Here is a 16,938-nt window from a genome sequence, read left to right on the forward strand (position 1 = left end):
ATGCCATTAGTTAGCTTGTCCGACGAATATACAGTTCCGTCCATGATGCTTCGCTTCGTATAGCGCCATGTCTGCTCTGTAGAACAGGGACTCTACGCTTATCTTCTCATTCTCGAAAGTCCACTCCGAGACGCCGCATGAAACGGTCACGACCGGATCCGTCTCCTCCTCCACATGAGAGCGTATGCGTTCAGCAATGCGGAAAGCCTGCTCCGCCTGAATGCCTGGCAGATAGACTGCAAGCTCCTCGCCGCCCCATCTTGCCGCAATGTCGCCTTGGCGAATCGAAGCGCGAATGATGTTGCTCACTTGTACGAGAATGCGGTCACCAACCTGATGGCCAAACGTATCATTAATTCGCTTGAAGTGATCGATATCGACTAATATAAGGGCACCCAGCGGATCTTTGCGCTGCCGGTTCTGAATTTGTTCATTTAAGTAATGACGGGCATGCAGTCCGGTTAAATTGTCGGTGATGACCATCCGGCGCACTTCCGCGTGAAGCGAGGCGTTCGTAATCGCCAGCCCGATATGCGTCGACATGACCTGAAGCAGCTTATAATTGTCGTAGCTGAAGAAGTTCGCGGTCTTATGCGTTACGAATATTACACCGGCTACTTCGCCGTCCACCAGTATCGGAGAAGCGATCAGCGATCTTGAGCCTGTGTTGTCCATCAGCTTGGAAGTAACGACACGGGTATTCCAATAATCCGATATGATGAGCGGCTCCTTCGTCCGATGGACGATACCGCAAAAGCCGTATTCCGGTGAAAAATGCTCGCTCGACATGTCAGGGACGTTGCTCGACATCACGATGAACTGATTCTTCTCCTTGTTCAATTGAAGCACGCAGCAGAAATCCGCTTCGAATATATTGAGAAGCTCTTTCGTTACGAACTGAAAAATTTCCTTCAGCCGCAGCGACTGGTTAAGCCGTTTTGCAAGCTCGTTGATTAGACGCAATTCATTAATAAGCAAGTTGGACTGCTCGTACAGCTTCGCATTCTCGAAAGCCGAGCCTGCGGTATCCGCCACCAAGAGAAACGCCGGCAGATCGGAGACATCCCATCGCTCGGCTTCCATCGTAATGAACAAGACGCCATATGCAGCCTGCTTGCCAGTCATCGGCATTGCGATCCGCATCATCCCGTTGCGATCCAGCTCGTTAACCGGCCGTCCTTCAAGGAAGGCCTTGGCGATGAGATCATGGGCCGTATTTTTAAATACAAGCGGCTTGACTCTCGGATCGCCGTTCAGATGATCCTGGGACAAATAAAGATGCACCTCTGAAGTCGGGTACAGCTTCTCTAGGCTCATCAGCATCTCCGACAAGACAGAGGACACGTCCGTCTGGTCATATAGCTGCTTAGCGACACCGAACAGGGCGTCTCTGCGGTTAAGCTCCTTTTCCGTGCGCTGCTGCTGCAGCAGCAAGTCCTTCACATACAGCTGCTCAAATCTGCGATAGAAGCAGCTGCGGAAATGCACAGCACTGAGCTTGGCTACCGTAAGACTTGATTCGCCCGTGACTGAAAGATGGATAAAAACACAAAATGGGCGTTCTTCCGAACGCTTCATAACGGGAACAGCGCAAGCATACAGTGATCCTAGCGAATCTGTCTCGATAGAGCCAGACCGTTGAACAGCTGCCGCCAGCTTATCAGCCAGCGCATGCGAATCCGCTTCCTCTGATTTATTCAAGCCGCCTGCGATGCCGACACATTTCAAGCTCCAGTCATATAGAGCAAACGAACCTTCCGCAAGAAGCAGCTTGTCCGTTTCTTTATGCCATAACGCGAAGCTGTCGGAAAGTATCGGCGCCAAGTATGGTTCATCAGCGCTAGTCATATCTTCCTCTTCGAACCAGATCGACGGATTCATCTCCACTTCAAGATGAGATGCCGCAGCAGATTCATCTTTAAGAGGATGGTTTTCGTTATAATCTGCCATCAGCAACACCCAGCCCTTCCGTACGTATAACAAGGAGATGAGCATCCAATCATCATTTCATACAATAATTTCATCATACTGTATTTTTAAGAATATTGCACTACTCTTTCCTATAAATAATAGGCCTTTAGACACTATGTCCCAGAGGGCTTGCTGAGGACTGTGCAATCTTGACAAATAGGGGGTATTTCATATAATATTTATTGTTGAATGTATGGGCGTACTGGTTTTGTGTCACCCTCAGAAATACGTTCGCTGATATTCCAGCGGCTGAACTGATTATCAGGCTCCGGACTCGATCGGGCATAGAGCGTATTCGGCGAAACACAACCCCATTCTCAAAAATCCCATTTGATGAAGGAGTAACACTACGTATGTCACGTTATACTGGTCCTAAATTTAAATTGAGCCGCCGCCTCGGCATTTCCCTGAGCGGAACTGGCAAAGAACTGAAACGCCCATTCCCTCCAGGTCAACACGGCCCGAACCAACGTAAAAAAATGAGCGGATACGGCATCCAATTGGCTGAGAAGCAAAAACTTCGCCACATGTACGGCTTGAACGAAAAACAATTCCGCAACCTGTTCGACAAAGCAGCTAAAATCAAAGGTATTTCCGGCGAAAACTTCATGATCCTTCTTGAAAGCCGTCTGGACAACCTGGTTTACCGTCTGGGTCTTTCCAACTCCCGTGCAGGCGCACGTCAGTTGGTTGCTCACGGTCACGTTACGGTTAATGGCAAAAAAGTCGACATCGCTTCGTACACAGTATCGACTGGCGACGTAATCGGCCTGCGCGAGCGCAGCCGCAGCCTGAAAACGATCAAAGAAGCGATCGAAGGCCGTCACCACATTCCTAACTACTTGGAGTTCAACGATCAAGCAATGGAAGGCAAGTTCATCCGCCTGCCAGAGCGCGCTGAGTTGTCCCAAGACATCGACGAAAAACAAATCGTCGAGTTCTACAGCCGTTAATAGCTGCTGTATGACAGAGAACCCCGAGGCCTGCAAAGGTTGCGGGGTTTTCTTTTTGCTTAGTTATAGGTGTTACCTATAAAGTAAATAATCTTTATATATTTCACTTCTTATGTCGCTCTATGCCACAATAAGGGCATCCGAAACAGAAGGAGCGAATAACTATGACATCCGCACAACAAGAATGGAACCCCGACTCCTATGATCAGCATCTCGCTTTTGTATCCAAATTTGGCAAAGGCATTATGGAGTGGCTGGATCCCCAGCCTAGCGAGCGTATTCTTGACTTGGGCTGCGGCACCGGCGACCTCTCAGCCGCACTTGCCGCTAAAGGGGCAAGTGTAAGCGGAATTGACTATTCCGCCGAAATGATCGCCAAGGCGAAAGAGAAATACCCGGCTCTTCCTTTCTCAGTCGAAGATGGACAGAGCTTTACCGTAAATGAGCCATTTGATGCGGTGTTCTCGAACGCTGCCCTCCACTGGATGAAAGCCAATCCTTCCGGCGTTATCAAATCGGTATGGAAAAGCCTTCGCAGCGGCGGCCGGTTTGCCGCTGAGTTTGGCGGAAAAGGCAATGTTGCAGACATTGTGAGAGCGATTAATGAGTTACTGCCGGAATACGGTATTGAAGCCGAGCCTTTGAATCCCTGGTACTTCCCATCCATTGGCGAGTATTGCAGCCTGCTTGAGCGGCAAGGCTTCCATGTCCGCTCCGCAGAGCTGTTCAGCCGGCCAACCGAGCTGCCTGATGGGGAAAAAGGGCTGCTCCACTGGCTTTCACAGTTCGGAGACGCCTTCTTCCACACTCTAAACGAAACAGATAAAGAACAAGCTATGCAGGACATTAATCGCTTGTTCCGGGAGCAGCATCAGCTGCAGCCAGAGGAGAATGCCGTTGCCGATTATTACCGCATCCGGGTTCTGGCATTCAAGCCTTGATCCGTTCACTAGCAGCCGCAGTCTAAACAATAAGAAGCGCGCATCCGGAGGGATACACGCTTCTTATTATTATTCGTTCTTATTCAAATCTTGGTCGAGCAAATCAAGGATTGTCGGTTGAGGCTTTACCTCGATTGCAGCAGCTTGCGGTGCCGGAGCAAGCGCACCGGATACTTTGGAGGTGAGCCCCTTCATCAGCTCATTAACATCGATACCCGATACGCTCTTCAGCATCTCGGGCGCTGTCGCCATAAGCGAAGTCACGTAATTGCTTAGACGCGCCGCGCCTTCGCCATGACCCGTGTCAACAACCGTCAGCTTGTCGATTGCTTTAATTGGCTCTGCCACTTTGCCAGCCAGTTCAGGAAGCATTTTCACAATGATGTCGAGGATGGCCGCTTCGCCGAATTTCTCGAACGCTTCCGCCAGCTTCTCTTTCGCTTCGGCTTCCGCCAGACCGCGAAGACGGATAACCTCAGCCTCAGCCGTACCTTTCGCTTTCTCCGCATCGGCGACAGCCAAACCGTCAAGCCGCTTCTGCTCCGCCATCGCCTTTGCTTCCGCTTCAATCCGATACTGAATTGCATCGGCTTCGCGCAGCTTTTTCGTTTTATCGGCTTCCGCCGCTTGTTCGACAGCGTAACGGTCGGCCTCCGCTTTTTTCTTCACTTCTGCATCATACTGTTTCTCACGACGTAAAATCTCCTTCGTTTCAAGGTCGATCTCACGCTCTTTGCGCACCAGCTCGATCTTCATTTGTTCCTCGACTACATTTTGCTGAGCGCGTGCTTCATGAATCGAATACGCCTGATCCGCTTCCGCTTTCGCCGTATCCTGGTCTCTCTTAAAGGAAGCGACCTTCAGCTCTTTCTCCTTCGCCGCTTCTGCGATGTTCGTATCGCGCAGCAGCTCAGCCTTCTGGCCTTCCTCTTCAGCCAACGCTTTCTTAATCCGCGAATCCCGTACCGCTTCCGCTTCTGCGATATCCGCATCCCGCTTCACAGCTGCGATCCGCGGCTTGCCCAGCGCTTCCAGGTAGCCGTGTTTGTCTCGAACATCCTTTATTGTAAAAGAAACGATCTGCAGCCCCATCTTCTTCAAATCCTTGGCTGCGACCCCCTGAACTTCCTGAGCGAATTTGTCGCGATTCCGGTACACTTCCTCCACCGTCATCGATCCAAGAATGGCACGCAGATGGCCTTCCAGCACTTCCTGCGCTTCGCCTTTCAGCGCCTCGATCGGCTTGCCCATGAACTGCTCGGCTGCCGTTGCTACGTCTTCCACAACGCCGCCGATTTTAATGATTGCTACGCCGTCGGCCAAAACCGGTACGCCCTGCTCCGTATAAACCTCCGGAGTCGATACGTCCAGCTTATGGGACAACAGCGACAAAAATTCGGCTTTCTGAAAAATCGGGAGGATAAATGCGCCTCCTCCGCGTACGATTTTTATCCGGCGGCCCGAGTCGTCTACAAGCACATTGTTGCTGCCCAGGAACGAGCCGGTTACTACCATTGCCTGATCAGGACTAACGGTACGGTAACGCGCCCAAAACGCTAAGCCTAATACTATAACTACCGCAATTACGATCACTGGTATCAAAAAGTTTTCTGGCATGTCCCCATCATTCTCCTCTCTTGTCGGCCTTGCTCTGTTACCTTATCTCTTTCTTTACTAGGATTGAAGATCTACTTTCGCGACGTACAAGGTGCTGTCTTTCACCTCGACAACGACAACCCGCATCCCCTCGGGAATCGGCTCCCCGTCGAAACTCGCCGCAATTTGATTCGTATGACCCGCTCCCGCCTTGAGCATCACTTCGCCGTACCCTTTCGACGGAATCGATACAAGCACCTCCGCCAGCTTGCCCGTGAATTCCTGCTCGGACACCGCTAGCGAATTTTCGCTCCGTTCCATCGGTTTGACGTAAACAAAATACACGCCTCCGGCTATAACGATTGCGATCAGCAGAGCAACTATTGTCACCAGCCAATTGTTCATAGAGGTATTGTCGGTCAAAAGCAATCCCGCACCGCCAAAGGCGGTAATGCCGCCAATTAGCGACATTGGCTGCATCCAGGGATAACCGTCAAGAGATAAAAAATCAAGCACGCCATCCAGCGCCAAACTGATCCAATCGCCAAATATGACGCTAATGATGGCAAACAGCACCCCGAATACGAGACAGCCCCAAAATATAGCCTCCATTTCCTCCTCCTCTCTCTACATCCAAATGTTGTTACCTCTATAGTAAGTATTACGCGTATAGAGCCTATTATGTTTCGTGCCGGCATGAAAAAATGCAAATTATCAGCTTATACAACATTATTTTCAACCTTCGACCACAACATTTCCTGCTCTTGCCTCGTCTAACGATAAGGATGCCAGATTTTCAAATTCATATTCGCCATTTGTCGATGCGTCTCGGGTAACAGCATTCTCTATGCTTCCTCTGATGGTGTTTTATGTTATAATAGTTTTTGGTTATTTGGAGGAGGAGTTTATTTATATGCAGGAAGACCGCAAATCCACGCCATCCCGAAGCGCTTGGCGCACCTTCGGAATCGTATCTTTTCTTACCGTAAAGTGGATGATCTACTTCGCCATCTTCATCGCTTTATTGGCAGGTGGAGCCGTGACCGGATATGTGTCCGCCCTTGTCAAAGACGAAGTGGTTCGGCCGCGCACACTTATTGAAGAAAAGGTGAACGAGAATTCCGCTACAGGCTTCGTTTACTTCAACGACGAAACGCTGGTAGGCCAGCTTCGGACGGAAGAAGACCGGATTCTCATCGAATACAAAGATCTTCCCGAGCAAGTGATTAAAGCTGTGCTCGCGATTGAGGATAATAACTTCGAAACGCATCATGGCGTCGACATTAACGGGATCGGCCGGGCCGTTAAGCAGAAACTGCTTAATGAAGATACCCAAACCGGAGGCAGTACGCTTACTCAGCAGCTTGCCCGCCGTGTATTTCTCAGCCTGGACAAAACGGACAGCCGTAAAATCAAAGAAATTTTCCTTGCCATCCGGATGGAACGTTATTTGACGAAAGATGAAATTCTGGCTGCCTACTTGAACAAAGTGCCTTTCGGCAACGGCTCGAGCGGCTATAACTTATACGGCATTAAAGCAGCTTCAAAGGGCATCTTCAACATTACCGACCTAAATCAGCTGAATATTGCTCAATCCGCTTATCTTGCCGGCTTGCCGCAGCGTCCTTCTGCTTATACGGCATTCAACGGGAAAGGCCAGTTTAGTGAAAAAGGCTTCCAGCTCGCAATGGAGCGTCAAAGCACAGTGCTGATGCGCATGCTGCAAACCGGACGCATCACTCAGCAGCAATATGACGAAGCAAAGGCGTTCGACATTCGCAAAACACTCGCTGAGCCAAGCGAGAAGGCTTACACAACTTATCCTTATTTAATGTTGGAAGCTGAACGCCAGGCGGCGGAAGTGCTGCTGATGATGGAGGATCCGAAACTCACGAAAGCCGATCTCCGCAAAAAAGAAAACGCGGCACGGATCGAAGAAGCGCGGGAACATTTGCTTCGCGGCGGATACCATATCTATACGACGATTGATAAAGACGTCTATCAGATTATGCGCGATATCGGCTCTAATGAGAAAAACTTCTCTCCAGTAAGCAAGGAGAAAGGCATCGAACAGATTGCAGCCGTCATGCTTGACCATAAGACAGGCGCTATTCTCGGTATGCTGGAGGGCCGTGACTTTTACGAGGAGCAAATGAACTTTGCCACTCAAATGACTCGTCAGCCAGGTTCGACCATGAAGACGATCGCTGCTTATCTGCCTGCAATTGAAAAAGGCGTAATACAGCCTGCCAGCATCTTGGACGATGCCCCGATTGTATTGAAAGATGGACAAAAAGGATTCCATATCCCGAAAAACGCCAACAACAAATATGCCGGGCTCGTAACAGCGCGTGAAGCGCTTAACCGTTCATTGAACTTGCCAGCGCTCAAAATCTTCTTGGACGACGTGCAAATAAAGAATGCCTGGCAGTTCTCCCGAGATCTTGGCATTACGACGCTTCAGCCGCAGGACGATGGCGCCCAAACCGGCGTAATCGGCGGTCTCAGCATCGGCGTGTCAGTCGAGGAACTGACCAATGCTTACGGAACCATTCCGAACAAAGGCGTTTTCAACGACGCTTATATGATTGAACGCATTACGGATGCATCCGGCAAACCTGTCTACGAGCATAAAGCAGCGCCAAAGCAGGTTTACTCGGAACAAACAGCATTCCTCGTTACCGATATGCTTCGCACTGTCATTTCGAGCGGATCCGGTACAGCTCATGCGCTGACATCGCAGTTCAAAAACTATGGTAAAATCCCGGTTGCCGGTAAAACAGGCTCGACGCAAAGCTATGGAGACGTATGGTTCATGGGCTTCTCGCCTGACATCACTTTGGGTGTATGGGCCGGCTATGAGAAGCAAATCTACACACTCTCCAATGATGGCAAAAAACGTGCCCGTTCTATTTGGGCGCTGATGATGAATCAGGTTACGGAGAAAAAGCCGGAGCTGTTCCCGACGAAGGAATTCACCCGTCCGGACGGCATCGTCAAAGCGACCGTATCCAGTGCCAGCGGCAAACGGCCGAGCCAATTGACCAATGAAGCCGGCATGCTCGTTACCGACTGGTTCAACAAAAAGTTTTTACCGAAGGAAACAGACGATGCACTTGTCAAAATGGCCTATATTCCTTATCAAGGCGTTAACTATGTACCAAAACCGGAAACACCTGCGGACATGCAGCGTCAACAAATCGTTATTAAACGAAAACGACCGCTTGATGTTCTAATGGATGAAATTTCAGCAGCGCAATCGAAGCTGCCGGGGAGCAGCAGAAGACCGCTGTCCTTCTACTTGCCAGCGGATGCCGGCAAAGACGCGCCATCCAAGGTCGACCCTCGCGTGGATGACGGCAGTGCGCCATCAGCACCGGGCAACGTCCAGCTTCAGTCAATAAGCTCAGGTGTCGTTATGATCACTTTCGGCGCGAACAGTGAGAAAGATGTTGTCGGCTACCGTCTGTACCAGGCGATTAACCAGGAGCCATTCAAAAAAGTAGGCGACTCCCTGCTCGTTGGGGACGAATTGAAGTTTAAAGTGAATGTTTCTGGCGGACAGGGTTACAGATTCTATGTAACCGCCGTAGACGTCGCAGGCAAAGAATCGGTGCAAAGCGCGATGATGCTGTTCGGCAATACAGCCGGCATTCCAGGTCTGCCTGGAGACGGCGAGCCGGATGGAAACGGTAATAACGGTAATGGCAATGGAAGCGGTAATGGCAACGGCAACGGTAACCAAGGCGGAGGCAATAATCCAGAAGGCACTCCGAAGCCTGAGCTTGCCGTTCCTGCTGCGCCAATCGGACTTTCGGGGGAGAAGACGGATCTGAGTGTCCGGCTCTCCTGGACGCCAAATCCGGTCTCTGATCAAGTATTCACTTACCACATTTATTACAGTGCAAATAATGACGGCAATTTCGTCGAAGTTGGAACCACCTCGGAGACTTCATTCGAATATCCGATCACGATTGTATCGGGCACCTTCTATATTGCCGCAGAGAATGACACAGGCAAGTCATCGGCTTCCAATCATGTTAAAGTGCAGTAAGCTGCCAGCTTGATATAAAAAATCCCCCGGGTTATAACCCGGGGGATTTTTTTTAATCTTCAATTGTCGACAGATCGCCTGTCGGCAAATTCAATTCCCAAGCTTTCAGTACACGGCGCATGATTTTGCCGCTGCGTGTTTTTGGCAGCTTATCCTTGAATTCAATTTCACGCGGCGCCGCATGCGCGGACAAGCCGACTTTTACGAACTGCGCGATTTCCTGCTTCAGTTCATCGGTAGCCTCATATCCTTCGCGAAGAGCAATAAACGCTTTAATAATTTCCCCCCGCATCGGGTCCGGCTTGCCGATTACGCCCGCTTCCGCTACAGCCGGATGCTCCACTAGCTTGCTTTCCACTTCGAACGGGCCTACCCGCTCCCCTGCCGTATTAATGACATCATCAATTCGGCCCTGGAACCAGAAATAGCCGTCTTCGTCTGTATAAGCGGAATCTCCGGATACATACCAGCCTTCCAAACGGAAGTACTCCTCGTATTTGGCCGGATTGTTCCATACTTTGCGCATCATGGACGGCCAAGGTGTACGAATCGCTAAATTGCCCATCCGGTATGGAGGCAATACATTGCCTTGGTCATCGATAATAGCCGCTTGAACACCCGGAACCGGTTTACCCATTGAACCCGGTTTAATCTCCATGGACGGATAATTGCAGATGAGCTGGCCGCCCGTCTCCGTCATCCACCAAGTGTCATGAATGCGCTGGTTGTATACTTTCAATCCCCAGCGTACGACTTCCGGATTCAAAGGCTCGCCCACGCTCAGTACGTGGCGGAGGCTGGACAAATCGTATTGCTTCACGGTATCGTCCCCCGCCCCCATCAGCATACGGAAAGCAGTTGGCGCGCTATACCAGACGGTTACACCGTACTTTTGAATCGTGCTGTACCAATCCGCTGGACTGAAACGTCCGCCGCGAATGACGTTCGTTGCACCGTTCAGCCATGGACCAAATATGCCGTAGGAGGTTCCTGTTACCCAACCCGGATCGGCCGTACACCAGTAGATGTCGTCCTCCTTCAGATCGAGTACGATTTTCCCCGTGTAATAATGCTGGATCATAGCGTTCTGAACGTGAAATACGCCTTTCGGCTTGCCGGTAGATCCGGAAGTATAATGAAGAATAAGTCCATCCTCGCGATCCAGCCATTCCGTTTCCGCTTCTTCCGAAGCCTTCGCCATCTCGGCTCCAAAATCTACAACGGTGTCATCCGTCTCTACGCCTTCGCCATATACAAAAATATGTTTGAGCGCAGGCAGCTCATCGCGTTTGATTCTTCCCAGCAAGGAAGGCGTCGTAACGATTGCGACGGCTTCGCTATCCTGCAGCCGGTCCTTGACCGCCGTCTCCATGAACGCTTCGAACAACGGCCCAACGACCGCGCCAACCTTCAATGCGCCAAGCACGCTGAAATAAAGCTCAGGCGTTCTCGGCATGAAAATAAATACCCGCTCGCCCTTCGCGATGCCGCGGCTTCGCAGCACATTCGCGAAACGATTGGATTGCTTGCTAAGTTGTTCGTATGTGTATGATTCGTCTCTTGCATTGTCGCTGTAATGCAAAGCTATCTTCGATCCTTTGCCAGACTGCACATGACGATCGATAGCTTCGTGTGCCATGTTGACCTTGCCGGTCTCATACCAGCTGAATTGACGCTCGATGTCTTCCCATTTGAATGCGGCGGCCGCCTCATCATAATTAACCAGGTTTGGATTCAATGCAACTGCCGGAATACGCTCTTGATGCAAGTTGGACATTCTATCATCTCCCATCAAATCTGTTAAAAAACGAACCAAGAAAGAATACGCTTACATATAATAGCCGGTACTTGCAGGCAAACAAGCCGTCATTCATTAAGGATTCCATTGGTTCTTCAACCGCCAAAACCAATTATAGCATAATCGCTTTCCGTTCGACTATGCTTTTCATTTGCTCTGAACTCTGCTATAACCAATTTATAGATAATTGTGCAACCGCTATCGCAGCACAGAAAGGGGCACATGCTTTTGGAGCATCGAAAAATTTTACAGCATACGACAATCGCAACCTCGGGGGAACGCGAGCTAATCGTATCGGGACCGATTACCCCGGACGAACTGCGCACCTTCTCGATGCATCCTGATCTCGACGCATTCCGCAGACCCAAGGATCAGCATGCGGCATTAATCGAAATCGCCGAATTGGAAGAAGGACGAATTATTGCGGCCAGAGATGGCGACGTCATCGTCGGTTACGTAACCTTTCACTACCCCGACGAGCTTGAACGATGGTCCGAGGGCGGCATGGAGGATCTTATCGAGCTAGGGGCCATCGAAGTCGCTGACGCCTATCGCGGATACAGCCTCGGAAAAAAAATGATCGAGCTCTCCTTCGCTGATGAGCAGCTTGAGAACTTTATCGTCTATACGACAGAATATTATTGGCATTGGGACTTGGAAGGCACCAAGCTGAACGTCTGGGAGTACCGCGCCATGATGGAGAAGCTGATGAAGTCGGTTGGCATGGTCTGGTTCGCCACGGACGATCCGGAGATATGCTCCCACCCCGCCAATTGCTTAATGGTTAAAATCGGCAAAGAGGTGCCGCTTCGATCGGTGGAGCAATTCGATCGGGTCCGCTTTCGCCAACGATTTATGTACTGATGCTCCCGTTCTTTAAAGGAGCCAAATTGCAAGCCATTTCGCGGCTGCAAGTCATGCCGCTAAACGCCAAGGGAGGACCTCCGAGCAATGTCTTCTAACGCTGTATTCATTCGACACCCGGATTCGGCATTATATAAATTCGGAGAGGAGCATCCGTTCAATCCGATTCGCTTAACCTTAGCGGGAGAGCTTCTGCAGTCCGTTGACGCCTTGCAGGATGAAGACATCGTCATTCCTGCCTATACGGCTGATTCCAGCCTGCTGACACTTGTGCACCGGCCTGATTACGTAGACATCGTTCAAAAACTAAGCGAAGACCTACCCTCGCCAGACGATATCGGTATAGCCGCCAAATACGGGCTCGATACGGAGGACACGCCTTTCTTTCCCGGCATGCATGCAGCAGCCGCAGCCATCGTCGCAGGCTCTGTAGAAGCGGCAGATCAAGTAATGAGCGGTAAAGCGCTTCACGCTTATCATATGGCAGGCGGGCTCCATCATGCGTTTCCAGATCGCGGAGCCGGTTTTTGCGTCTATAACGATGCAGCAGTCGCCATTCGTCATCTTAGACAAACCTATAACGCCCGAGTACTTTATATCGATACAGATGTTCATCATGGCGATGGCGTGCAGTGGGTTTTTTACGATGATCCGCAGGTTTGTACGTACTCCATTCACGAAACGGGAAAGTTTTTGTTTCCAGGAACCGGATTTGTCCACGAGAAAGGAACAGATGCCGGATTTGGCACCTGCTTCAACGTGCCGGTTGAGCCTTATACCGAGGACGACTCCTGGCTGGAAAGCTTCCGCGAATCTGTAGAGAAAGTAGCAGCCGCTTTCAAGCCGGACATCATTATCAGCCAGCACGGCTGCGACGCCCATGCGTATGATCCGCTCTCGCACATTCATTGCAGCATGCGGATTTATAAGGAAATGCCCGCCATTATTCATCAATTAGCCCATCGTTACGCAGGCGGCAGATGGACGGCTCTCGGCGGAGGCGGCTATGATATTTGGCGGGTTGTGCCGCGGGCATGGTCGCTTGTATGGCTTGCCATGACTGACCATTCGATTGCGGCTGCACTTGCAGAAGAAGGTAGCAACGCTCCACTGCCTCAGCCCTGGCTGGACAAATGGAAATCGTTAAGCCCGGAGGAGCTTCCGGAGTGGTGGCTGGATGATTGGAGCGAGGTTCCTGCTATTCCGCGCCGCGAAGAGATTGCGAACAAAAACCGTGCAATCCGGCTTATTGCCGTGCAGGACCTGGCTTGAACGCGGACAAATCAAAAAAAAGAGCTGTACGGAATAGTCAGACTCCCGTACAGCTCTTTGCTTATATGTTTTTCATCATTTCATCGATAATTTGATAGGAATGATTGGACGCCTTGACCGTAAACTCCGGGAAGTTGACATGAGCAGATCCATCAGCCTTGTCCGACATGGAACGGATGATAACGAACGGTACTTCATTGAGGTCGCATACTTGAGCGACCGAAGCCCCTTCCATTTCCGCACATGCCCCTTGGAAAATCTCATGCAGCTGCTGTACAGCCTCACGGCTTGCAATAAATTGGTCGCCGGACAATACTTTGCCTGTCAGGCTGCGTCCGGAGAACAGCTTAGACGCCGCATCGGAAGCCAGCTTCACAAGTCTTTCATCCGCTATGAACTCGGAACGCTCATGGTAGGGAATAACCCCTCTCGCAAATCCAAGAGGCGTACAATCCATATCATGCTGAATGCAGCTGGAAGATACGACGATATCGCCAATCTCGAGCTTCGGATCAACTGCGCCAGCTACGCCGGTAAACAGCACGCAATCCGCACCCAAATCGAGTAAAATTTGCGTACAAACCGCAGCATTCACCTTGCCGACGCCCGATTTGCAATAAATGACGGGCTTGCCGTGAAGGCTGCCTTCATAATACGTAATGCCTGCTTTGACGAACTGATTCGATGCTTCCACATGCTGATGCAGGAGCTCGATTTCTTCCGCCATCGCCCCAATGATGCCAATCTTGCTGAAACTCATTATTTCGATAAACCTCCAACAGATTGCCGGACAATAATTTCATGCGGCAAAACGACCTTTGATTGTTCAACGCTTTCCTTCTTCATCAGCTTCGTGAGCAGACGCATCGACACGGCGCCGATATCGTACATCGGCTGGGCAACCGCAGTGAGCTGCGGACGGACCATCGATGCCATGCGGCTGTTGTCTACGCTGATAACCGATATATCTTCCGGAACTTTAAGTCCGTTATCTTGAATGCTATGGATGGCTCCGATCGCCATCTCATCCGTTGCTGAGAATACAGCTGTTGGACGCTCGCTCAATTCGATGAAATACTTCATCGCATCAGCGCCGGATTCGTACCGGTAATTGCCGATTCGTACAAGCGATTCATCATATGGAATGCCCGCTTCTTCAAGCGCGCGCTTATAGCCCTGGAATCTGGAATAGCCGTTAGCCGGATCCTGCAGCGTGCCGCTAATCATAGCGATACGCGTATGGCCAAGCTCAATCAGCTTGCGAACAGCATCATAAGCCGCTTCCTCATGGTTAATGTCGACGGACGGAATATCACCGTTCTCATCGGTCGTCGCGCAAAGCACGATCGGTACATTAGCTGTCTTGAATGCTTGCATATGCTCGTCCGTTACGGCGCCGCCCATAAACAGCAAACCGTCAACCTGCTTCTCCAGCAATGTATTGATAACGCGAATCTCTTTGTCTTTGCGCTTATCAGCATTGCATAGAATGATATTATAATGATACATATTCGCAATGTCCTCAATTCCGCGTGCCACTTCCGCGAAAATCGCGTTGGAAATGTCGGGAATAACGACTCCTACCGTTGTAGTCTTCTTGCTTGCCAAGCCTCTCGCTACAGCATTCGGACGATACCCGAGCCGTTCAATAGCCTCGTACACCTTCTTGCGAGTCGCCGGTTTCACATTCGGATTGTTGTTGACAACCCTGGAAACCGTAGCCATCGATACTCCTGCTTCTCTTGCTACATCATAAATGGTTACCGTCACGGTGCTTCTCTCCATTATCTCAAATTTTTTTACTTTTACCCATTTTGTGTAAATCGTTCACGGCATATTAAGGTAATCATACGACAAAATACGGCTTTTCGCAATGTTCGCACCTGTTCGGCCCCACGCATGGCAAGTAATGGATAATGGTTCGTACATTTTCTTATGTATGCATCGAGCGGCGGCTGATTTGCGACAATCTTTTACTAATGTCAGCTATCCAGTCCTGGTCGTCCAGCGATTGGGCCAGCAGCATCAGATCAAGCAGCGAGTTGACCCGCTCCCCAATAAGCCGCTCTATGGCGCTGGTATCCGGTTGTTTCCGGTCTCCGCTTGCCTCTACTAGCAAATCTGCCCATTCATTGCATTCGTTAAACAAAAACGTCTGCTTGGATGGGGTTGCGCCCAATTGGGCGATCAATCCGGTTAAATCCGGTTTCACTTCAGGGAATACTTCGCTGCGGCTGCATGACGAACAGGAATAGATCGGTACATTGTCAATTTCGACCTTGCCCGAATAGATAACTGTCCGAAGCTTCATCTTCATGATGTCACCGCAATGACACCTTTTCTGCAAGTTGGTCCACTCCTTCACGCTGACGGCATGCCGTCATTCCTCACGATCCGTAATCGCATAATGAGATGCGTAAATTATTCGACCTTTTTTGCAGAAATTCCTGCTGCAAGCGCTATGCAATTTTTACTAGAATTTACGCCAGAGCTTTCGAAGGGGCCGGATGCTTATAAGAAGCACCCACACGGCAGCGCCGATCATATCGTTGCGGATATCCATGATATCCGGTGTTCTCCCGTCAACAAAGGATTGATGATACTCGTCCGTCACGCCGTACAAGCCGCATAGCAAGACGATCGCGATTTTCCATACGAGACGGTCCGCCCGTTTGCCGATACCAAAATCGATAGCAGCGGCGAGCACGAAATACGAAACATAATGGCCCCAATCAAAGCTTTCCATAGAGGGGAAAAATTGCTGAAAAAAAGGAAGCAGCGTACCTACTTCATTTCCGGTTCGCGAGGATAACGTAAATATGACCGCCATCCATATTACAGCCGGAATGAATCTCAGCACGCCGACAAGTCTGGTTCTACCGGTTTGCTTCATCCGTTCTCCTTCGATACAATGTAATGGAAATGCCAGCATGCACTCATTGAAGGAGGTACATACTTTTGTCATTGCACAATAAAACGGTCATCTGTCTGCTCGATGACGAATTTGAAGACTTGGAGCTGTGGTACCCTGTCTACCGCGCACGCGAGGCCGGGGCAACCGTCCTCTATGCAGGACCGGTAAAGGGAAAACAGCATATCGGCAAATACGGCGTTCCGGCAACAGCCGACGTTAGCTTCGATGAAGTAAATGCCGATGAAATCGCCGGACTTCTCGTGCCAGGCGGCTGGGCTCCGGACAAGCTCCGCCGCTACCCGAAGGTGCTTCAGCTTGTTCAAGAGCTGAATGCCGCGGGCAAGCCGATCGGCCAAATCTGCCACGCCGGCTGGGTACTCGTATCCGCCAAAATACTGCAAGGCCGCAAAGTGACTTCAACACCGGGCATCCGTGACGATATGGAAAATGCGGGAGCGGAATGGTTTGACGAAGCGGTCGTCGTAGACGGCAACCTCATATCAGCCAGACGACCGCCCGATCTTCCTCCTTATGCCAAAGCCTTTGTCGACGCCTTGGAAAAACAAGCGTAAACG

14 protein-coding genes are annotated in these 16,938 nt (G+C 50.5%); 6 read left to right on the forward strand and 8 right to left on the reverse strand.

What is annotated here, in order from left to right; genetic code table 11:
* Positions 1-6 precede the first annotated feature (6 nt).
* Positions 7-1,983: a sensor domain-containing diguanylate cyclase gene (locus tag IEX98_RS27700; protein ID WP_229692427.1), complete on the reverse strand. Its 1,977-nt coding sequence runs from the start codon at positions 1,981-1,983 to the stop codon at positions 7-9.
* 341 nt (positions 1,984-2,324) lie between these two features.
* On the opposite strand from IEX98_RS27700, the gene rpsD reads away from it, so the two are divergent.
* Together rpsD and IEX98_RS27710 are read left to right on the forward strand one after the other, a co-directional pair.
* The gene (gene rpsD / locus IEX98_RS27705) at positions 2,325-2,924 is read left to right on the forward strand and encodes a 30S ribosomal protein S4 (RefSeq protein WP_188892931.1); all 600 of its coding nucleotides are present in this window, start codon (positions 2,325-2,327) and stop codon (positions 2,922-2,924) included.
* Between the two features lie 164 nt (positions 2,925-3,088).
* Complete coding sequence (locus tag IEX98_RS27710; RefSeq protein ID WP_188892932.1) at positions 3,089-3,865, forward strand: class I SAM-dependent methyltransferase; 777 nt, start codon at positions 3,089-3,091, stop codon at positions 3,863-3,865.
* Positions 3,866-3,934: 69 nt separating this feature from the next.
* Here the strand turns inward: IEX98_RS27710 and IEX98_RS27715 are convergent, their stop codons facing one another.
* Positions 3,935-5,482 carry a flotillin family protein gene (locus tag IEX98_RS27715; protein WP_188892933.1) on the reverse strand — a complete coding sequence of 516 codons (1,548 nt, stop codon included), beginning with the start codon at positions 5,480-5,482 and terminating at the stop codon, positions 3,935-3,937.
* 57 nt (positions 5,483-5,539) lie between these two features.
* On the reverse strand, positions 5,540-6,073 hold the full coding sequence (locus tag IEX98_RS27720) for an NfeD family protein (RefSeq protein WP_188892934.1): 534 nt from the start codon (positions 6,071-6,073) through the stop codon (positions 5,540-5,542).
* Positions 6,074-6,374: 301 nt separating this feature from the next.
* Between IEX98_RS27720 and IEX98_RS27725 the strand changes: the two genes are divergently transcribed.
* Positions 6,375-9,515, forward strand: a complete 3,141-nt coding sequence (locus IEX98_RS27725; protein ID WP_188892935.1) for a penicillin-binding protein 1A — start codon at positions 6,375-6,377, stop codon at positions 9,513-9,515.
* Between the two features lie 52 nt (positions 9,516-9,567).
* Here the strand turns inward: IEX98_RS27725 and acsA are convergent, their stop codons facing one another.
* Complete coding sequence (acsA, locus tag IEX98_RS27730) at positions 9,568-11,292, reverse strand: acetate--CoA ligase (protein ID WP_188892936.1); 1,725 nt, start codon at positions 11,290-11,292, stop codon at positions 9,568-9,570.
* A gap of 249 nt (positions 11,293-11,541) precedes the next feature.
* On the opposite strand from acsA, the gene IEX98_RS27735 reads away from it, so the two are divergent.
* Both IEX98_RS27735 and IEX98_RS27740 read left to right on the forward strand, forming a co-directional pair.
* Positions 11,542-12,177, forward strand: a complete 636-nt coding sequence (locus tag IEX98_RS27735) for a GNAT family N-acetyltransferase (protein ID WP_188892937.1) — start codon at positions 11,542-11,544, stop codon at positions 12,175-12,177.
* An 87-nt stretch (positions 12,178-12,264) separates the two neighbouring features.
* Positions 12,265-13,449 (forward strand): acetoin utilization protein AcuC, encoded by a 1,185-nt coding sequence (locus tag IEX98_RS27740; RefSeq protein WP_188892938.1) that lies wholly within the window; start codon positions 12,265-12,267, stop codon positions 13,447-13,449.
* 61 nt (positions 13,450-13,510) lie between these two features.
* Here the strand turns inward: IEX98_RS27740 and IEX98_RS27745 are convergent, their stop codons facing one another.
* The 4 genes from IEX98_RS27745 to IEX98_RS27760 form a co-directional block, all read right to left on the reverse strand.
* On the reverse strand, positions 13,511-14,209 hold the full coding sequence (locus IEX98_RS27745) for a 5'-methylthioadenosine/adenosylhomocysteine nucleosidase (RefSeq protein WP_188892939.1): 699 nt from the start codon (positions 14,207-14,209) through the stop codon (positions 13,511-13,513).
* Positions 14,209-15,219: a catabolite control protein A gene (gene ccpA, locus IEX98_RS27750; protein WP_188892940.1), complete on the reverse strand. Its 1,011-nt coding sequence runs from the start codon at positions 15,217-15,219 to the stop codon at positions 14,209-14,211. Before ccpA ends, IEX98_RS27745 begins: the two co-directional genes overlap by 1 nt.
* Positions 15,220-15,382: 163 nt before the next feature.
* Positions 15,383-15,796, reverse strand: coding sequence for a hypothetical protein (locus tag IEX98_RS27755; protein WP_188892941.1), 414 nt, complete (start codon positions 15,794-15,796; stop codon positions 15,383-15,385).
* Positions 15,797-15,922: 126 nt separating this feature from the next.
* Positions 15,923-16,342, reverse strand: coding sequence for a VanZ family protein (locus IEX98_RS27760; protein ID WP_188892942.1), 420 nt, complete (start codon positions 16,340-16,342; stop codon positions 15,923-15,925).
* 65 nt (positions 16,343-16,407) lie between these two features.
* Here IEX98_RS27760 and IEX98_RS27765 point away from each other — a divergent pair, with 65 nt between their 5' ends.
* Entirely contained in the window at positions 16,408-16,935 is a 528-nt protein-coding gene (locus IEX98_RS27765; protein ID WP_188892943.1) for a type 1 glutamine amidotransferase domain-containing protein, read from the forward strand.
* Positions 16,936-16,938 lie beyond the last annotated feature (3 nt).

It is taken from the genome of Paenibacillus radicis (ex Gao et al. 2016) (assembly GCF_014641555.1).
Classification (GTDB): domain Bacteria; phylum Bacillota; class Bacilli; order Paenibacillales; family Paenibacillaceae; genus Pristimantibacillus; species Pristimantibacillus radicis.